Origin of the sequence: Streptomyces sp. CC224B, from assembly GCF_030010595.1 — a bacterium.
Classification (GTDB): domain Bacteria; phylum Actinomycetota; class Actinomycetes; order Streptomycetales; family Streptomycetaceae; genus Streptomyces; species Streptomyces longispororuber.
In genome coordinates, this window is the sequence record NZ_JASCXL010000044.1 from 1 (window position 1) to 14,149 (window position 14,149).

The following is a 14,149-nucleotide window of genomic DNA, read 5'->3' on the forward strand; positions in this document are numbered from 1 at the left end:
TGGGCGCAATCCGATCCCATGCCGCATCCGTCAACTCACCACGACCCACCACAAGATCAATTATCAGACAGGACCTAGCCCGGCGCGGGCCGCAGCGGGGGCGGCGGCCCGGCCGTCGCCCCGGCAGGCCGTGCCGGGCCGTGCAGGGCCGTGCCGAGCCGTGCCACCGGGCCGGTACGCGTGGGGCCGCAGTGACGCCCACGCCCACATGTGGTCAAAGAGGGACCCCCTTGCGCGGAGCATAAAGGTTTCTCCAACTCGCCAGGGGCATAGGCTGGTTACTCGGACGAGGGGACTCCATCCATGCCGTCGAACGCGAAGATCCTCGTCGTCGACGACCACGAGGACTACTTGTTCGCGCTCGAGAGCGCGCTGGCTCCGCTCGGGTACGAGACGACGTGCGTGACCAACGGGGACGACGCCCTCAAGGAGATCCTGCGGGGGCAGGTAGCGGTGGCGCTGCTCGACGTCCGCATGCCCGGCATCGACGGCCTGGACGTGGTGCGCTACGTCCGCGGCGTGGAGCAGACGCACCACCTGCCGATCATCCTCCTGACCGGCTTCGACGTGAGCCACGACCTGGCGATGACGGCCCTCCGGCTCGGCGTGGCCGACATCGTCGTCAAGCCCATCGACCCGTGGACCCTGCGCACCAAGGTGCGCTACCTGTACGACACCCAACTGCGGATGCGCGCGCTCCAGGCGGAGCTCGACGGCTACCGCAGCCACCGCGTGGACGGCGCGCCCGCCGCCCCGGCGGACAGGGGGCGGCTGCGCGTTCCGCCCCGGCAGCGGACGCCGTCACCGAGCCCGAGCGGACTGCCCGGGGACTGACGCCGGGGCCGGCCGGGGTGGGGCGTAGGGCGCGTGCTGCCGGGTGGCGGGGGTTGGTCGGCCCCGGCCCGGCCGGTCCGGTGTGGGGCTCAGGGTTGCCGGGAGGCAGCCGGGGTCCGGTCGCGCGGGCGCGGCCCGTCCGGTCCGGGGTTGCTGGGAGGCGGGCGGCCCGTCGCAGGGGCCTGTCCGGTCCGGTGCGGGGCCTGGGGCGCTGCGAGGCAGCCGGGGTCCGGTCGCGCGGGCGCGGCCCGTCCGGTCCGGGGTTGCTGGGAGGCAGGGGGCCCGTCGCACCGGCCCGCCGGGTCCGGGCCGGGGCCCAGGGTCGCTGCGAGGCAGCCGGGTTCCGGTCGCACCGGCCCGTCCCGTCCGGGGCCCAGGGTCGCTGCCAGGCGGGAGAGGCCCGGTCGCACCGGCCCGGCCCTCCTGGCCGCCCGCCCGCCTACTCCCCGGGGAGTACACCTGATCGCCACGTCCGGCGGACGCCCGGCGCCCGGCCTCCCCTTAGCGTGACCGGCATGGACGAGCAGCGCGGACGCGCGAGCACGGGAGCGCCCCCGGGCCGGACACCGGGGGGCTGGCAGGGCGCGCCGTGGTGGCGCTTCCCGGAGGGGGCACCGCGTCGCCCGCCCTGGCTGACGACCCTCGCCCTGGTGGCGTTCATCCAGGTCGGGACCGGCTTCGCGGCCCACGGCCAGCCCGAGCGGGAGCCGGTCGACGCCTTCGCCCGGGTGCTCCTCCTCGCCGCCTCGGGCGCCCTGCTGCTGCGCCACCGCCACCCCGTGGCCGTCGCCTACGCCACCGCTGGGACGACCGTGGTGTACCTCGGCGCCGGCTACCCGTACGGGCCGGTCCTGCTCGCGGTCGCCGTGGGCGTCTTCGCGGCGGTCGTCGCCGGGCACCGGCACGCCGCGTGGGGCGCCGTCGGCGTCTGGTGGGCCGGGCAGATCCTGGTCACGCAGGTGCTGTACCGGTGGCTGCCGCCCGGCGGGGACGGGGCGCGCGCCTGGGGCGAGGAACTCGTCGTCGCCGTCTGGGTGGTGGCCACCATGGCGGTCTCCGAGCTGGCCCGCACGCGCCGCGAGCAGGGGGCCAGGGAGCGCGCCGAGCGGGCGCTCGCCGCCCGGCGCCGCGCCGACGAGGAGCGGCTCCGCATCGCCCGCGAGCTGCACGACGTCCTGGCCCACAGCATCTCCGTGATCAACGTCCAGGCGGGCGTCGGCCTCGCCCTGCTCGACTCCGACCCCGAGCAGGCCCGCACCGCCCTGACCACCATCAAGGCCGCCAGCAAGGAGGCGCTCGGCGAGGTCCGCCAGGTCCTCGACACCCTGCGCCCGCCCGCCTCCCGCGACCCCGGGGGCGGCACCCCGCTCGACCCCGGGGCCGCGCCGCGCGCCCCCGCCCCGGGCCTGGCCCGGCTCCCCGAACTCGTCGAGCAGGCCGGGGCCGCCGGCCTGGCGGTCACCGTCGCCACGGAGGGCCGCCGCGCTCCGCTGCCGCCGGGCACCGACCTCGCCGCCTTCCGCATCGTCCAGGAGGCCCTGACGAACGTCGTACGCCACTCCGGCTCGCGGCGGGCCCGGGTCCTGGTGCGGTACGCCCCGGGGGCGGTGACCCTGCGCGTCGACGACGACGGACCGGCCACCGGCGCGGACGCGGGCGGCAGCGGCAACGGCCTCGCCGGAATGCGGGAGCGCGCCGCGGCCCTCCGGGGCACCATTGAGGCGGGCCCGCGCCCCGACGGCGGCTTCCGGGTCACGGCGGTGCTGCCCACGGCGGGCGCCGCGCCGCGGGACCGGCATGACGACGAGTGAACACCGCACACCGGGAGGCCCCGTGATCCGCGTCCTGCTCGCCGACGACCAGTCCTTGGTGCGCGCGGGTTTCAAGGCGCTGCTCGACGCCCAGGCGGACATCGAGGTGGCGGGGGAGGCGGCGGACGGCGAGGAAGCGGTGCGCGAGGTGCGGCGGCTGCGGCCCGACGTCGTCCTGATGGACATCCGCATGCCGCTGCTCGACGGCCTGGAGGCCACCCGCAGGATCACCGCCGAGGCGGACCCGGACGGCGTGCGGGTGGTCATGCTCACCACGTTCGAGCTGGACGAGTACGTCTTCGAGGCGATCCGCGCCGGCGCCTCGGGCTTCCTGGTCAAGGACACCGAGCCCGAGGAACTGCTGCGCGCGGTACGGGCGGTGGTCGCCGGTGACGCGCTGCTGTCGCCCGGTGTGACCCGGCGTCTCATCGCGGAGTTCGCCGCGCGCTCCAAGGAGCCGGCGGCCGCCGCGCCGCTCGCCCGGCTCACCGAGCGGGAGCGGGAGGTGATGGCGCTGGTCGGCATCGGCCTGACCAACGAGGAGATCGCGCGCCGCCTCGTCCTCAGCCCGCTCACCGCGAAGACCCACGTGAGCCGGGCGATGGTGAAGCTGGGCGCTCGCGACCGCGCCCAACTGGTCGTGCTCGCCTACGAGTCGGGGTTGGTGCGCCCCGGCTGGCTGGGCTGAGGGGGCACGCGCGCGGCGGCCGTGCGGCGCGCGCGCAGCCGGTCGGCGAACCGCCACAGGACGGTGACGAGGCGTACGAGGAAGACGACGGCGGCGAGGGTGACGCCCGCGCCCGTGAGCGTCGCGGCAAGACCGCCCGAGAGGCCGAAGACGAGGATGGGGCCGCCCGCCAGGGCCATGAAGACGAGGACGGCTGACGCCGTCGCGCTCGCGAGTGCGTACCCGATCTCCACCGTGATGGCGTCCCGCTCCGCCTGGCTTCGCCGCCCTTGCCCGGCGGTGGCCCCCATGTCGTTCATACGGGGAGTGTCACAAACCGGAGGCCCGGCGGGCAAGGCCCGACGGGCCGAGCGGGCCCGCCGGGCCTCCGGAGCCGTGGCTCAGCCGTGGCTCAGTCGCCGACGGCGACCTTCTCCCGGTCCGCGGCCGCCGACGGCGTCCCGCTGCCGAGGGCGTCCACCCGGGGCCGCGACCCGGTCACCGTCAGCGTGCGCCGGGCGCGCCGCCCCCGCAGTCCGGTGAGGTTGATGAGCAGGCCGGCGACCGCGAACACCGTCACCAGGACAAGGCCCGGGCGGTAGCTGTCCAGGACGGCCTGGGGCGAGGCGCCGGACTCCGCGGAGCCGTCGCCGGAGGCCGTGATGACGGCGGTGGTGATCGCCAGGATGACCGCGCCGCCCACCTGGATCGAGGTGTTGAGCAGACCCGAGACCATGCCCTGCTCGTGGTCGGCCACGCCGTTGGTGGCCTGGATGTTGAGCGAGGGGAAGACCAGCGCGCAGGCGAGGCCGAGCAGGATCATCGACGGCAGGATGACGGCGACGTACGCGGGGGTCAGGTCGATGCGCAGGAACAGCCCGTACGACGCCACGAGCAGCGCGAAGCCGGTCACGATGACGCGCGTGGTGCCGAACCGGTCGACGACACCGGCGATCTTCGTGGCGGACAGCGCCACGATCACGCCCGCGGGCAGGAAGGCGAGCGCCGTCTCCAGCGCGGACCAGCCGAGCAGCGACTGGAGGTACTGCGTGGCGATGAACTGGAAGGACACGTAGCCGCCGAAGAACGTCACGGCGCCGAGCTGGGCCCGCACCTGCGCGCCCGAGCGCAGCACGCCGAGCCGGATGAGCGGGCTTGCGGTGCGCAGCTCGATGGTGACGAACGCGGCCAGCAGCACCGCCACGGCCAGGAAGGACAGCAGCGTACGGGCGGAGGCCCAGCCGGCCTCGGGGGCCTGCACCACCGTGAAGACGAGCAGCAGCATCGACGCCGTGCCGGTGACGGCGCCCGGCACGTCGTAGCCGCCGCGGTTCTTCTCGCGCGGGGAGCGCGGGATGAGCTTGAGGCCCGCGAGCACGGCCAGTACGGCGATCGGCGCGGGCAGCAGCATGGTCAGGCGCCAGCTCACCTCGGTGAGGACGCCGGACAGGACCAGGCCGAGCGAGAAGCCGGCGGCGGCGCACGTGGTGTAGATGGACAGGGCACGGTTGCGGACCGGGCCCTCGGCGAAGGTCGTGGTGATGATCGACAGGCCCGCGGGCGCCGTGAACGCGGCGCTCAGGCCCTTCACGAAGCGGCTGGCGATGAGCAGCGGCCCGGAGTCGACGAGCCCGCCGAGCAGCGAGGTGACGGCGAAGACGGCCAGGGCGACGAGGAAGACCTCGCGGCGTCCGAGCAGGTCGGCGGCGCGGCCGCCGAGCAGCAGCAGACCGCCGTAGCCCAGGATGTAGCCGCTGACGACCCACTGGAGGGCCGAGGTGGACAGGTCGAGCTCGGAGCCGATGGAGGGCAGGGCCACGCCGACCATCGAGACGTCGAGCGCGTCCAGGAACATCGCGGCGCACAGCACGAGCAGCGTGCCCCACAGGCGCGGGGTCCAGCGCTCCGCCGACGGCGAGGCAAGGGGGACTGGGGAGACCGGAGAAGTCATGCGGAGCAGATTACATGCACGTGCATTGGATGCAAGGGCATTTAATTCCGATGCAATAAAGTTCCCTTTTCTGCTACCGTGCGGCCATGGCGGCGACGAAGGCCGGGCCCGCGGCACAGGCCGAACAAGGGCTCGTGGAGCAGTGGCGGGACATCCTCGCGGTGCACGCGCGCACCCTGTGCGAGCTGGACCGCGAGCTGCACCGGTTCGGCCTCGGCGCCAGCGACTTCGAGGTGCTCGACGTCCTGGCGGGCGGCCACGCGCCGGACGGCACGGACGGCTGGCGCGTCCAGGACATCGCCTGCCAGGTGCACTTGAGCCAGAGCGCCCTGTCCCGCCTCATCGGCCGCCTGGAGAAGGAGGGCCTGGTCGAGCGCGGCATGTGCGCGGAGGACCGCCGCGGCGTCCGCGTCTGTACGACCTCCAAGGGCCGCGCGCTCCACGCCGAGGTGCGGCCGGTGCAGCGCGCGGTGCTCGCGCGCACGCTCGCGGCGCCGGGCGCCTGAGCGGACTCCTTCCGTGTGCGTACGGCCCTCCGGTTCTGTGTGCCCGGCTCGTCGCGGCCTCCGGGCCCGGAGCGTCCGCCGTCGGCGCCGGGCCCCCGGCCCCGTCCGGCAGGCGCCTCGGACTTCCGACGTCTCAGATCCCCGACGCCTCGCGCCACAGCGTCGCGAGCGCCGTGTCACCTGTGATCTGCGGGAACGGCAGCCGGTTCCACAGGGCCAGGTAGAGGTACGCCGCCTGGCCCGCGATCTCGCAGTCGGCGGGCACTGTGTCGCCGTGCTCGGTGACGGGCGGCTCGGGGGAGAGCCGGACGGTCCACGACTCCTTCACGTCGGTGGCCCGGACGCGCAGGACGCGCGGCTCCGGCGTACGGACGCGGCTCTTGGCGCGCGCGTGGAACCCGCGCAGCAACTCGTCGATGCCGTCCGCCGCGAAGGCCGCGTCCAGGGCCGTCTGCGTACCGCCGCGCGCGGACTCGGCGTCCACGCGGTGCACGGTCGTCTCGTTCGCCTGCCGCCTGGCCCAGAACGCGAGGGGGGACGGGGCGGGCAGGAACGCCCAGCACTCCAGGTCGGAGGGGGCGGCGTTGAGGGTGCTGACGAGACCGGCGTGGCCCTCGCGGAACCACGCGACGAGGTCCGCGCCGTCCAGGTCGGGCGCCTCGGGCCAGGCGGGGCGCGAGGGGCGCGCGTCGGCGACGGTCGACGCGGCCCAGCGGTGCACCACACCGGTGTGCCGCAGCAGGTCGCGTACGCGCCAGTCGGGGCAGGTGGGCACGGCGGCTTCGGTGCCCGCCTGTTCGGCGGCGGCGGCCAGCAACCGGCCCTCCCGGTCCAGGATTTCGATGTGCTCGGCTATCTCCATGCGGGGATTGTGCAGGACGGGGGCGGGGCCGCGGGCGGGAACGGGACCACGCCCCGACCGGGGCGCTCATCGGTTCCTCCCGGCGGAGGAGTGCCCTCTTGGGGGCGCGGGGACTGCGCGGCCGGTTGGGGAGATGTCGCGGACGCGTCTGCGGGTTTGTGGTGGCTGATCGCGCAGTTCCTCGCGCCCCTGAGGGGGGGGCTGGAGTTGCGGCACGGGGATCCCGTGGGTTGCGCTCGGGGTGCCTGAAGTGGCGGCTCCCTTGGGGGCGCGGGGAACTGCGCGACCAGTTGGTGACGAGCCGCGGGCGCGTCTGTTCGGTGATCGGGCAGACGCGTCTGCGGGTTTGTGGTGGCTGATCGCGCAGTTCCTCGCGCCCCTGCGGGAAGCCGGAGTCGCGGGACGCGGATTCCGGGGGCTCTGCTCGGGGTGCCTGGAGCTGGGCGCGGGTCAGCGGGCGCTGCCCGGTGTGGGGTGGCGCCCCGTCGTGCCGGCGATGCACGCGGCCAGGGCGGCGAGTACGGCCACGCTGGTCAGGGCCACCGGCAGCGAGAACCAGTCCGCCATGAACCCGATCGCGGGCGGCCCCAGCAGCATCCCGCCGTACCCGAGTGTGGACGCCGTCGCGACACCGCTCGGCCCGGCGAAGGCGCCGGCGCGCTCGATGGCCACCGGGAAGATGTTCGCGAGGCCGAGGCCCGTCACCGCGAAGCCGGCGAGCGCGGCGCCGGTGGACGGGGCGAGCGCGCCCAGGACCATCCCCGCGGCGGCCAGCAGGCCGCCGCCCACGACGGTGCGGGTGCCGCCGAAGCGTTCGAGCAGCCTCGTGCCCGAGAGGCGGCCGACCGTCATCGCGAACGCGAAGCACGAGTAGCCCGCCGCCGCGACGCCCGGGTGCGCGTGCAGATCCTGTTCCAGGTGCAGCGCGCCCCAGTCGGCGAGCGCGCCCTCGCCGTACGCCGTGCACAGCGCGACGAGCCCGAAGATCACCACGAGGCCGTTGAGGCCGCGCGTGCCGCCGCCGGCGCGGCGCCGCCCGGTCGCCCGCGCGTCGGCGGCGGCCGGGGCAGCGGGCATCTCGTACCGCAGCAGTGTCGGCGCCGTCACCGCCGTGACGAGCAGCCCGATCACGGCGAGCCCGAGCAGGTGCCGGGTGGCGGACAGGTGCCCGGCGACCAGGCCGCCGAGCCCCGCGCCGATCATCCCGCCGAGGCTGAACGCCGCGTGGAAGCTGGGCATGACGGGCCGCCGCAGGGCGCGTACGAGGTCGACGGCCGCGCTGTTCATGGCCACGTTGATGCCGCCGTACGCCGCGCCGAAGAGCAGCAGGACCAGGCCCAGCGCGAGCGCCGAGTGCGTCAGCGGCGGCAGCGCGACGCCGAGCGGCATCAGGACCCCGCAGACCACGGTCACGGGCCTGCTGCCGAAGCGGGCGCACAGCCGCCCCGTCAGGGTCATCGTCACCACGGCCCCCGCCGAGACGCCGAGCAGCGCGAGCCCGAGCCCGCTCGCCGAGGCCCCGGTCTGGTCCTTGACGGCCGGGATGCGGACGACCCAGCCGGCGAAGAGGAAGCCGTCGAGGGCGAAGAAGACGGTGAGGGCGGCACGGAGCCGGGAGAGGTCGGGGGAGGGGGTCTCGGACGGCGCTGACGTGGTTTTGTTTAGTAGCGGCACAAAGTCAGCGTAGAGGCGCACCCCGGCCGGGGACAAGGTGTGCCGCCGCGTGGGTCCGGCGGGGCCGTCGAAGGGTGGAAGGCGGTGCCGCTGAGGGGCGCACGCCGTGCCGCGAAGGGCGGAAGCGGGGTCGCTGAGGGAGGAAGCGGGGTCGCTGAGGGAGGAAAGCGGACGAAGCTGCGGATCGCGGGCAGGCGAAGGGCGGGAGAAGGCCGGATGACGGCGGAACGGCGAGGGGGCGTACGGATCATGGGAGACTCGCCCTCATGAACGGGAAGGCTGCCACCCGGGGTGAGGCGCGCACGCGCCTGGAGCGAGGGCGTACCGCGCTCGGCCCCGCACTCGAACTCGTCCACACCGGGCGCGCCCCCACCCGAGCCGTCCTCACCGCCGAGTTGGGCGTCACGCGGGCCACGGCCGGTGCCGTGGCGGCCGAGCTGGAGGCGCTCGGCCTGATCAGCGTGGACGCCGGGCCGAGCGCGGCGGCCGGTTCGCAGGGCCGTCCCTCGCACCGGCTCTCCGTCGCCGGGTCCGGGCCGGTGGCGCTGGCCGCGCAGGTGCACGCCGACGGGTTCCGCGCGGCGCTCGTCGGCCTCGGCGGGCACATCGTCGCCACCGCGCCCGGCTGCGAGACCATCGACGCCGACCCGGCGCAGGTCCTCGGCACGGTCGTCGAGGAGGGCGCGCGGCTGCTCCGCGAGACCGGCAGGCGCTGTGTCGGCGCCGGGCTCGCGGTGCCCTCGGCGGTTGCGGAGCCGGAGGGGACGGCGCTGAACCCGCTGCACCTGGCCTGGCCCGCGGGCGCTCCGGTGCGGGAGATCTTCGCGGACTGCGTCCGGCGGGCGGGTGTCGTGGGCCCCGCGTTCACCGGCAACGACGTCAACCTCGCGGCCCTCGCCGAGTACCGGCACGGAGCCGGGCGCGGCGCGCGCGACCTGCTGTGCGTGGCGACCGGGCACCGGGGTGTCGGCGGCGCCCTCGTGCTCGACGGCCGTCTGCACACCGGGAGTTCGGGGCTGGCCCTGGAGGTCGGCCACCTCACCGTGCACCCGGAGGGCCGGCCCTGCCACTGCGGCAGCCGCGGCTGTCTGGACGTGGAGACGGACCCGCTGGCGTTCCTGACGGAGGCCGGTGTCGAGCCCGGCCCGGAGGGGCTGCTCAACCAGGCCCGGACGCTGCTGGCCGAGCACTACGCCGACCCGGCGGTGCGCGTGGCCGCCGAGGCCCTGATCGACCGTCTGGGGCTCGGCCTCGCGGGCCTGGTGAACATCCTCAACCCGGACCGGATCGTCCTCGGCGGTCTGCACCGCGCCCTGCTGGAGGCGGACCCGGAGCGGCTGCGGGCGGTCGTCGCGGACCGCAGCCTGTGGGGCCGCAGCGGCGGGGTGCCGATCCTCGCCTGCACGCTGGACCACAACAGCCTGGTGGGGGCCGCCGAGCTGGCCTGGCAGCCGGTGCTCGACGACCCCCTGGGGGCGCTGGCCTGACCCGCCGGGCCCAACCGGCCCGTTCGCGGGCCTCAGCCGACCTCGACGGCCTCCCGCGCGGGGGCCGTCGCGCCGGTCGCGGCCGGTGCCGTCGCCGGGCGCCGGCGCAGGTCCGGTACCAGGGAGAGCAGCCCGAGCACCGCGAGCCCCGCGCCGATCCACAGCGGGGCCCGCAGCCCGAAGGCGTCGATGGCGGGGCCCCCGACGGACGTGGCGACGACGATGCCGCCCGTGATGAAGGACGAGTGCACGCTGTTGACCAGGGGGCCGGTGGTGCCCGCGCGCTGGACGCGGGTCACCATCGCCGGGTTCATGGTGACGCCCACCAGGCCGATGCCCAGCATCATGGCCACGGCGGCGACGGGCAGGTCGGCGAGGAGCGCGAAGCCGGTGAGGAAGCCCAGGTTCAGGAGCAGGCCCGTGACCAGGACGGGCAGGGTGTACCGGTCGGCGAGGCGGCCGACGACCGTGTTGCCGACGAGGGTGGCGGCGCCGTACGCGACCAGCAGCAGCGGCACGGTGCCGGTGGCGAAGCCGGTGACCTCGGTGAGGATCGGGTTGAGGTAGCTGAAGGCGGAGAACGTCGCGCCGATCACGAAGGTGCTGGTGATCAGCACCAGCCAGAGGCGCGGGCTCCGGAAGGCGCTCAGCTCGGCGCGGAGCGCCCCGCCGCCCTCCGTCTGCTCGACGCGCGGTACGCCGGCGAAGGTCGCGAGCGCGGCGGCCGCGGTGAGCACGGTGATGGCCCAGAACGCGGCGCGCCAGCCCAGGTGTTCGCCGACGACGGTGGCGAACGGCAGGCCGAGCAGGGTGCCCAGCATCAGTCCGTTCAGCGCGACGGCCACGGCCCGGCCGCGGACCTCGGGGCGGGCCAGCCGCGTGGCCAGGGAGATGGCGACGCCGAAGAAGGCCTGGGAGGCGATGCCGGTGACCACGCGCGCCACGAGCATCGTCCGGTAGTCGGGTGCCAGGGCGGCCAGGACGTTGCCCGTCAGGAAGACGGCGAAGATCACCATCAGGGCCCGCTTCGGCTCGAGGCGGAGCAGCGCGGCCGTCAGGAACGGGCCGCCGAAGGCCATCGCGATCGCGAAGGCCGTGATCAGGTAGCCGATCTCCGGGATGGTGGCGTCGAGGCCTTCGGCCATCTGCGGCATGAGTCCGGCGACGACGAACTCGCTGGTCACCATGGCGAAGATGCCGAGGGCCAGGACGTATACGGCGCGGGGCATGGTGCTCCTTCGGATGGGCGGAACGTGGTATTGGATAGATCAGTACAAAATAAGCGCGTGAAAAGGCGCGCCGAAGCGCGGCGGTGGCGAACTCACCGCATGTGACGTCGGGTGGGAGTGGACTGTCGGGTAGGAGTGGACTCAGGGGCGCAGCGCGTCCAAGGCGGTCTCGGCGATGGATTCGAGGGTGGCGCGGTCGGCGCCCGCCTGGGCCGAGATCCGGATGCCGCCGATGGTGGCGTTGACGAACCGGGCCACGGACTCCGTGTCCCGGTGCGTGGTGATCGTGCCGTCGCGGCGGCCCGCGTCGATCGCTCCCCGCAGCAGCCGTAGCCGGATGCCGAGGTCGCGCTCGATCAGCGCCGCCGCCTCGGCGTCGTGCCGGGCGAGTTCCACCACCGTGTTGACGGTGAGGCAGCCCATGCTGCGCTCCTCGTCCTCGCGGTACTCGTACTCGGTGTCGACGATGCGGGTGAACAGCGCGCGGATCCGGTCGAACCCCGGCCGCTCGCTGTCCTCCAGGATCTCCGCCTGCGGAACGCTCATCAGGTCGATGTAGCGGTTCAGTGCCCGGCGGAACAGCTCGTGCTTGCTGGTGAAGGTGTTGTAGATGCTGCTGCGGCCCAGGCCCGTGGCGGCGCACAGGTCCTGGGTCGAAGTGGCCTCGTACCCCTTCGCCCAGAAGGCGCGCATCGCCGCGTCCAGGGCCCGCTCCTCGTCGAACGTCCTCGGTCGGGCCATGGGGGAACCGTAGCCGTTTTGGACTGCTCGATGCAATACGGGATTCCGGCTCGCCCGGCGTGACCGACCCGGGCAGTGAGTAGAACGCTCGTTTCAGCGGAGAGGTGTTCCCGGCCACTCCACCGCGAACGCCGTGGCGGGGTTCGCCGTGAGCATCCGGTTCGCCAGTTCCTCGCCGACGGCGAGGGCGATTCGGGGGCGGACGCGGCGCAGCAGGTACGGCATGCCCGGGCCGCCGTTCACCGACCGGGCGGCGGCCGCCGTGGTGTCGCCGCCGAGGAGCAGGCGGTCGCCGTACCCCGCGTCGGCCAGGGCCCGCACGGCGTCCGGCATGCGCCAGTCCGTGGTGTGGTGGGCGCGGGACGGGCCGTCGAAGGCGAGGTACGCGCCCGCCTCGGCGGCCTGGCGGTGAACGGTGAGGTCGGGGGAGCGGTTGAGGTGGCCGAGGATCACCTTGCCGGGCGGCACCGAGAGCTCCGCGCACAGCAGGTCGAGCACGTCGAGCGCGCCGGTGCCCAGCTCCAGGTGGACGGCGACGGGCGCGCCCGTCGCGTGGTGGGCCTCCGCCGCCGCGGTCATCGTCCAGCGGGCGTGCGCGTCCAGGCCGTGGAAGCCGCCCGCGACCTTGATGAGACCGGCGCGTACGCCGCTGTCGCCGATGCCGCGCGTGAGTTCCCGTACGAACAGCGCGGCCACGTCGCCCGCGCGCAGGGCCGCGAGCGTCTCGGGGGTGTAGTGCACGGCCTGGTGCAGGCCCGTGGCCGCCACGATCCGGACACCCGAGGCGCGGGCGAGCGCGGGCAGCTCGCCCGCGCGGCGGCCCATGCCGTACGGGGTCCACTGGACGAGGCCCTGACCGCCCGCCGCCCGGTACGCCGCCAGCTCACCGGCCGCCGCCTCCGCCGAGTCCAGTTCCTGGCCGGGGAGTTGGGGGCTGCGCAGGAACAGGTGGTCGTGCGCGTCGCAGACGCCGAGCTCGGGCGGGGCGATGTCGCCGAGCACGGTCCGGACGGCCGGTCCTGCCGCGGTCACCACGCCCTGCCCTGGACGAGCCGGTCCCGCTCGGGGGTCGAGCAGTGCAGCACCCGGAAGACCTCGCCGCGCTGTGCGGGCTCCTCGTGGGCCCACAGGGAGAACGTCACCGCTTCCCAGTGCCGCGGGTCGACGGCGACCACCGCGCCGACCGCCCCGTCCAGGCACGAGACGATCGCCGCCTCGTCGAGGAGGCCCGCGGCGATGTCGGTGGTCCGCGCGCCCTCCGGCAGCGGCGCGCGGTACCGCACGGCGGTCTTCGGCTCCGCGTCGACCGCGCCTCCGGCCTCGTACCCGAGCACCGTCCAGTGCCGCACGGCCGGCCGGCCGAAGTCGTCGCACAGCCCCTGGAAACCGGGCCCCCAGAGGAAGGAGTTCATGCCCTCGGCGGTGTTCCAGAGGTAGAAGGGCGCGTACTGGTTCACGGGGGAGCCGTCGAGGCCGCGCTCGCGGACGAGGTACGCCTTGAAGCCGAGGCCCGGGAAGTCGTCCAGGAGATGACCCTTGGCCGCCACGCGGTCGCGGATGACGCCCATGTCGTAGTCGGCGGGCAGGGTGATGTCGTACTGCAGGGCGTGCATGAGCTGCCTTCGGTCGGGGGGCGGGCGGAAAGAGCGGGGAGTCACCCGGCCCGGCGCGGCGCGAGGAGGGCGAGCAGGCCGCGGACGCCCGCGTCGAACGCCGTCGGGGAACCCGTCGACCGGGCGAGGACGTAACCGCCCTGGACCGTCGCGACGATCGTCGAGGCGATCTCGTCCGCGTCCAGGGACGGCGCGAACTCGCCGTGGTCCAAGCCCTCCTGGACGATTCCGGCCAGCCGCTCGCGCAGCCACTCCAGGGTCTCGGTGACCGGCGCGCGCAGCGCCTCGCTGGCGACGACGTCCGGGTCCATGGTCAGCCGCCCGACGGGGCAGCCGCGCAGCACGTCCCGCTCACGCAACAGATACGCGGCGACCCGCTCGTACGCCGAGCCGTCGCCGCCGAGCACCGCCTCGGCCGTCGCACGCATCTCCTCGGCCGTCCGCCGGATCGCGGCGAGCGCGAGGTCGGGCTTGCCGGAGAAGTGGTGGTACATGCTGCCCTGCCCGGCGCCGGCGTGCTGCTGGATCGCCTTGGGGCTCGTGCCCACGTACCCCCGCTCCCACAGCAGCTCGCGGGTGGACTCGATCAGACGTTCCGGAGTGCTCATGAGGACACTGTACATACTAATAGGTACAGGAGACTAGGGAGGGCGGGCGGCCCGGGTCTCGCGGCCCGCCGGGCGTCCGAAGAACAGGCAGCGCGCGCTCGGGGAGCAGGCCCCGGGCCCTCCCGTACTCCCGCGGGGGTACGCCCGCTGCCGCTGGCCGTACGAC

At 74.7% G+C, this 14,149-nt stretch carries 14 protein-coding genes; 5 read left to right on the forward strand and 9 right to left on the reverse strand.

Annotated elements, in window-relative coordinates; all coding sequences use genetic code 11:
• Positions 1-303 precede the first annotated feature (303 nt).
• The 3 genes from QK440_RS18900 to QK440_RS18910 all read left to right on the forward strand — a co-directional run bounded on the left by QK440_RS18900 (position 304) and on the right by QK440_RS18910 (position 3,333).
• Positions 304-834: a response regulator gene (locus tag QK440_RS18900; RefSeq protein ID WP_282794306.1), complete on the forward strand. Its 531-nt coding sequence runs from the start codon at positions 304-306 to the stop codon at positions 832-834.
• A gap of 515 nt (positions 835-1,349) precedes the next feature.
• Entirely contained in the window at positions 1,350-2,645 is a 1,296-nt protein-coding gene (locus QK440_RS18905) for a sensor histidine kinase (protein ID WP_282794307.1), read from the forward strand.
• Positions 2,646-2,667: 22 nt separating this feature from the next.
• Positions 2,668-3,333: a response regulator transcription factor gene (locus QK440_RS18910; RefSeq protein WP_282794358.1), complete on the forward strand. Its 666-nt coding sequence runs from the start codon at positions 2,668-2,670 to the stop codon at positions 3,331-3,333.
• Here the strand turns inward: QK440_RS18910 and QK440_RS18915 are convergent.
• Together QK440_RS18915 and QK440_RS18920 are read right to left on the reverse strand one after the other, a co-directional pair.
• Positions 3,294-3,632, reverse strand: a complete 339-nt coding sequence (locus QK440_RS18915; protein ID WP_282794308.1) for a DUF6332 family protein — start codon at positions 3,630-3,632, stop codon at positions 3,294-3,296. The two genes, QK440_RS18910 and QK440_RS18915, sit on opposite strands and share 40 nt — an antisense overlap.
• 92 nt (positions 3,633-3,724) lie before the next feature.
• Positions 3,725-5,263 carry an MFS transporter gene (locus tag QK440_RS18920; RefSeq protein WP_282794309.1) on the reverse strand — a complete coding sequence of 513 codons (1,539 nt, stop codon included), beginning with the start codon at positions 5,261-5,263 and terminating at the stop codon, positions 3,725-3,727.
• 86 nt (positions 5,264-5,349) lie between these two features.
• Here QK440_RS18920 and QK440_RS18925 point away from each other — a divergent pair, with 86 nt between their 5' ends.
• Positions 5,350-5,769 (forward strand): MarR family transcriptional regulator, encoded by a 420-nt coding sequence (locus QK440_RS18925; protein WP_282794310.1) that lies wholly within the window; start codon positions 5,350-5,352, stop codon positions 5,767-5,769.
• 133 nt (positions 5,770-5,902) lie between these two features.
• Here QK440_RS18925 and QK440_RS18930 read toward each other — a convergent pair whose 3' ends face one another.
• Both QK440_RS18930 and QK440_RS18935 read right to left on the reverse strand, forming a co-directional pair.
• The gene (locus QK440_RS18930; protein WP_282794311.1) at positions 5,903-6,631 is read right to left on the reverse strand and encodes a maleylpyruvate isomerase family mycothiol-dependent enzyme; all 729 of its coding nucleotides are present in this window, start codon (positions 6,629-6,631) and stop codon (positions 5,903-5,905) included.
• Positions 6,632-7,081: 450 nt separating this feature from the next.
• A complete protein-coding gene (locus tag QK440_RS18935) occupies positions 7,082-8,305 on the reverse strand; it encodes an MFS transporter (protein ID WP_282794312.1) in 1,224 nt (407 codons plus the stop codon).
• Positions 8,306-8,571: 266 nt separating this feature from the next.
• Between QK440_RS18935 and QK440_RS18940 the strand changes: the two genes are divergently transcribed.
• Positions 8,572-9,792, forward strand: coding sequence for an ROK family protein (locus QK440_RS18940; protein WP_282794313.1), 1,221 nt, complete (start codon positions 8,572-8,574; stop codon positions 9,790-9,792).
• Positions 9,793-9,824: 32 nt separating this feature from the next.
• Here the strand turns inward: QK440_RS18940 and QK440_RS18945 are convergent, their stop codons facing one another.
• From QK440_RS18945 to QK440_RS18965, 5 genes are all read right to left on the reverse strand, one after another.
• On the reverse strand, positions 9,825-11,021 hold the full coding sequence (locus QK440_RS18945; RefSeq protein WP_282794314.1) for an MFS transporter: 1,197 nt from the start codon (positions 11,019-11,021) through the stop codon (positions 9,825-9,827).
• A 141-nt stretch (positions 11,022-11,162) separates the two neighbouring features.
• Entirely contained in the window at positions 11,163-11,762 is a 600-nt protein-coding gene (locus QK440_RS18950) for a TetR/AcrR family transcriptional regulator (protein WP_282794315.1), read from the reverse strand.
• 93 nt (positions 11,763-11,855) lie between these two features.
• Complete coding sequence (locus QK440_RS18955) at positions 11,856-12,797, reverse strand: phosphotriesterase (protein ID WP_282794316.1); 942 nt, start codon at positions 12,795-12,797, stop codon at positions 11,856-11,858.
• On the reverse strand, positions 12,791-13,375 hold the full coding sequence (locus tag QK440_RS18960; RefSeq protein WP_282794317.1) for a DUF4865 family protein: 585 nt from the start codon (positions 13,373-13,375) through the stop codon (positions 12,791-12,793). The genes QK440_RS18955 and QK440_RS18960 overlap by 7 nt, the downstream gene beginning before the upstream one ends.
• Before the next feature lie 41 nt (positions 13,376-13,416).
• Positions 13,417-13,998: a TetR/AcrR family transcriptional regulator gene (locus QK440_RS18965; protein WP_282794318.1), complete on the reverse strand. Its 582-nt coding sequence runs from the start codon at positions 13,996-13,998 to the stop codon at positions 13,417-13,419.
• Positions 13,999-14,149: the final 151 nt, after the last annotated feature.

Bases quoted from the DNA above. Each gene is read 5' to 3' on its own strand.
- QK440_RS18905 (WP_282794307.1), top strand. From the start codon at position 1,350: ATGGACGAGCAGCGCGGACGCGCGAGCACGGGAGCGCCCCCGGGCCGG.
- QK440_RS18915 (WP_282794308.1), bottom strand. From the start codon at position 3,632: ATGAACGACATGGGGGCCACCGCCGGGCAAGGGCGGCGAAGCCAGGCG.
- QK440_RS18965 (WP_282794318.1), bottom strand. From the start codon at position 13,998: ATGTACAGTGTCCTCATGAGCACTCCGGAACGTCTGATCGAGTCCACC.
- QK440_RS18940 (WP_282794313.1), top strand. From the start codon at position 8,572: ATGAACGGGAAGGCTGCCACCCGGGGTGAGGCGCGCACGCGCCTGGAG.
- QK440_RS18900 (WP_282794306.1), top strand. From the start codon at position 304: ATGCCGTCGAACGCGAAGATCCTCGTCGTCGACGACCACGAGGACTAC.
- QK440_RS18925 (WP_282794310.1), top strand. From the start codon at position 5,350: ATGGCGGCGACGAAGGCCGGGCCCGCGGCACAGGCCGAACAAGGGCTC.
- QK440_RS18930 (WP_282794311.1), bottom strand. From the start codon at position 6,631: ATGGAGATAGCCGAGCACATCGAAATCCTGGACCGGGAGGGCCGGTTG.
- QK440_RS18950 (WP_282794315.1), bottom strand. From the start codon at position 11,762: ATGGCCCGACCGAGGACGTTCGACGAGGAGCGGGCCCTGGACGCGGCG.
- QK440_RS18945 (WP_282794314.1), bottom strand. From the start codon at position 11,021: ATGCCCCGCGCCGTATACGTCCTGGCCCTCGGCATCTTCGCCATGGTG.
- QK440_RS18920 (WP_282794309.1), bottom strand. From the start codon at position 5,263: ATGACTTCTCCGGTCTCCCCAGTCCCCCTTGCCTCGCCGTCGGCGGAG.
- QK440_RS18960 (WP_282794317.1), bottom strand. From the start codon at position 13,375: ATGCACGCCCTGCAGTACGACATCACCCTGCCCGCCGACTACGACATG.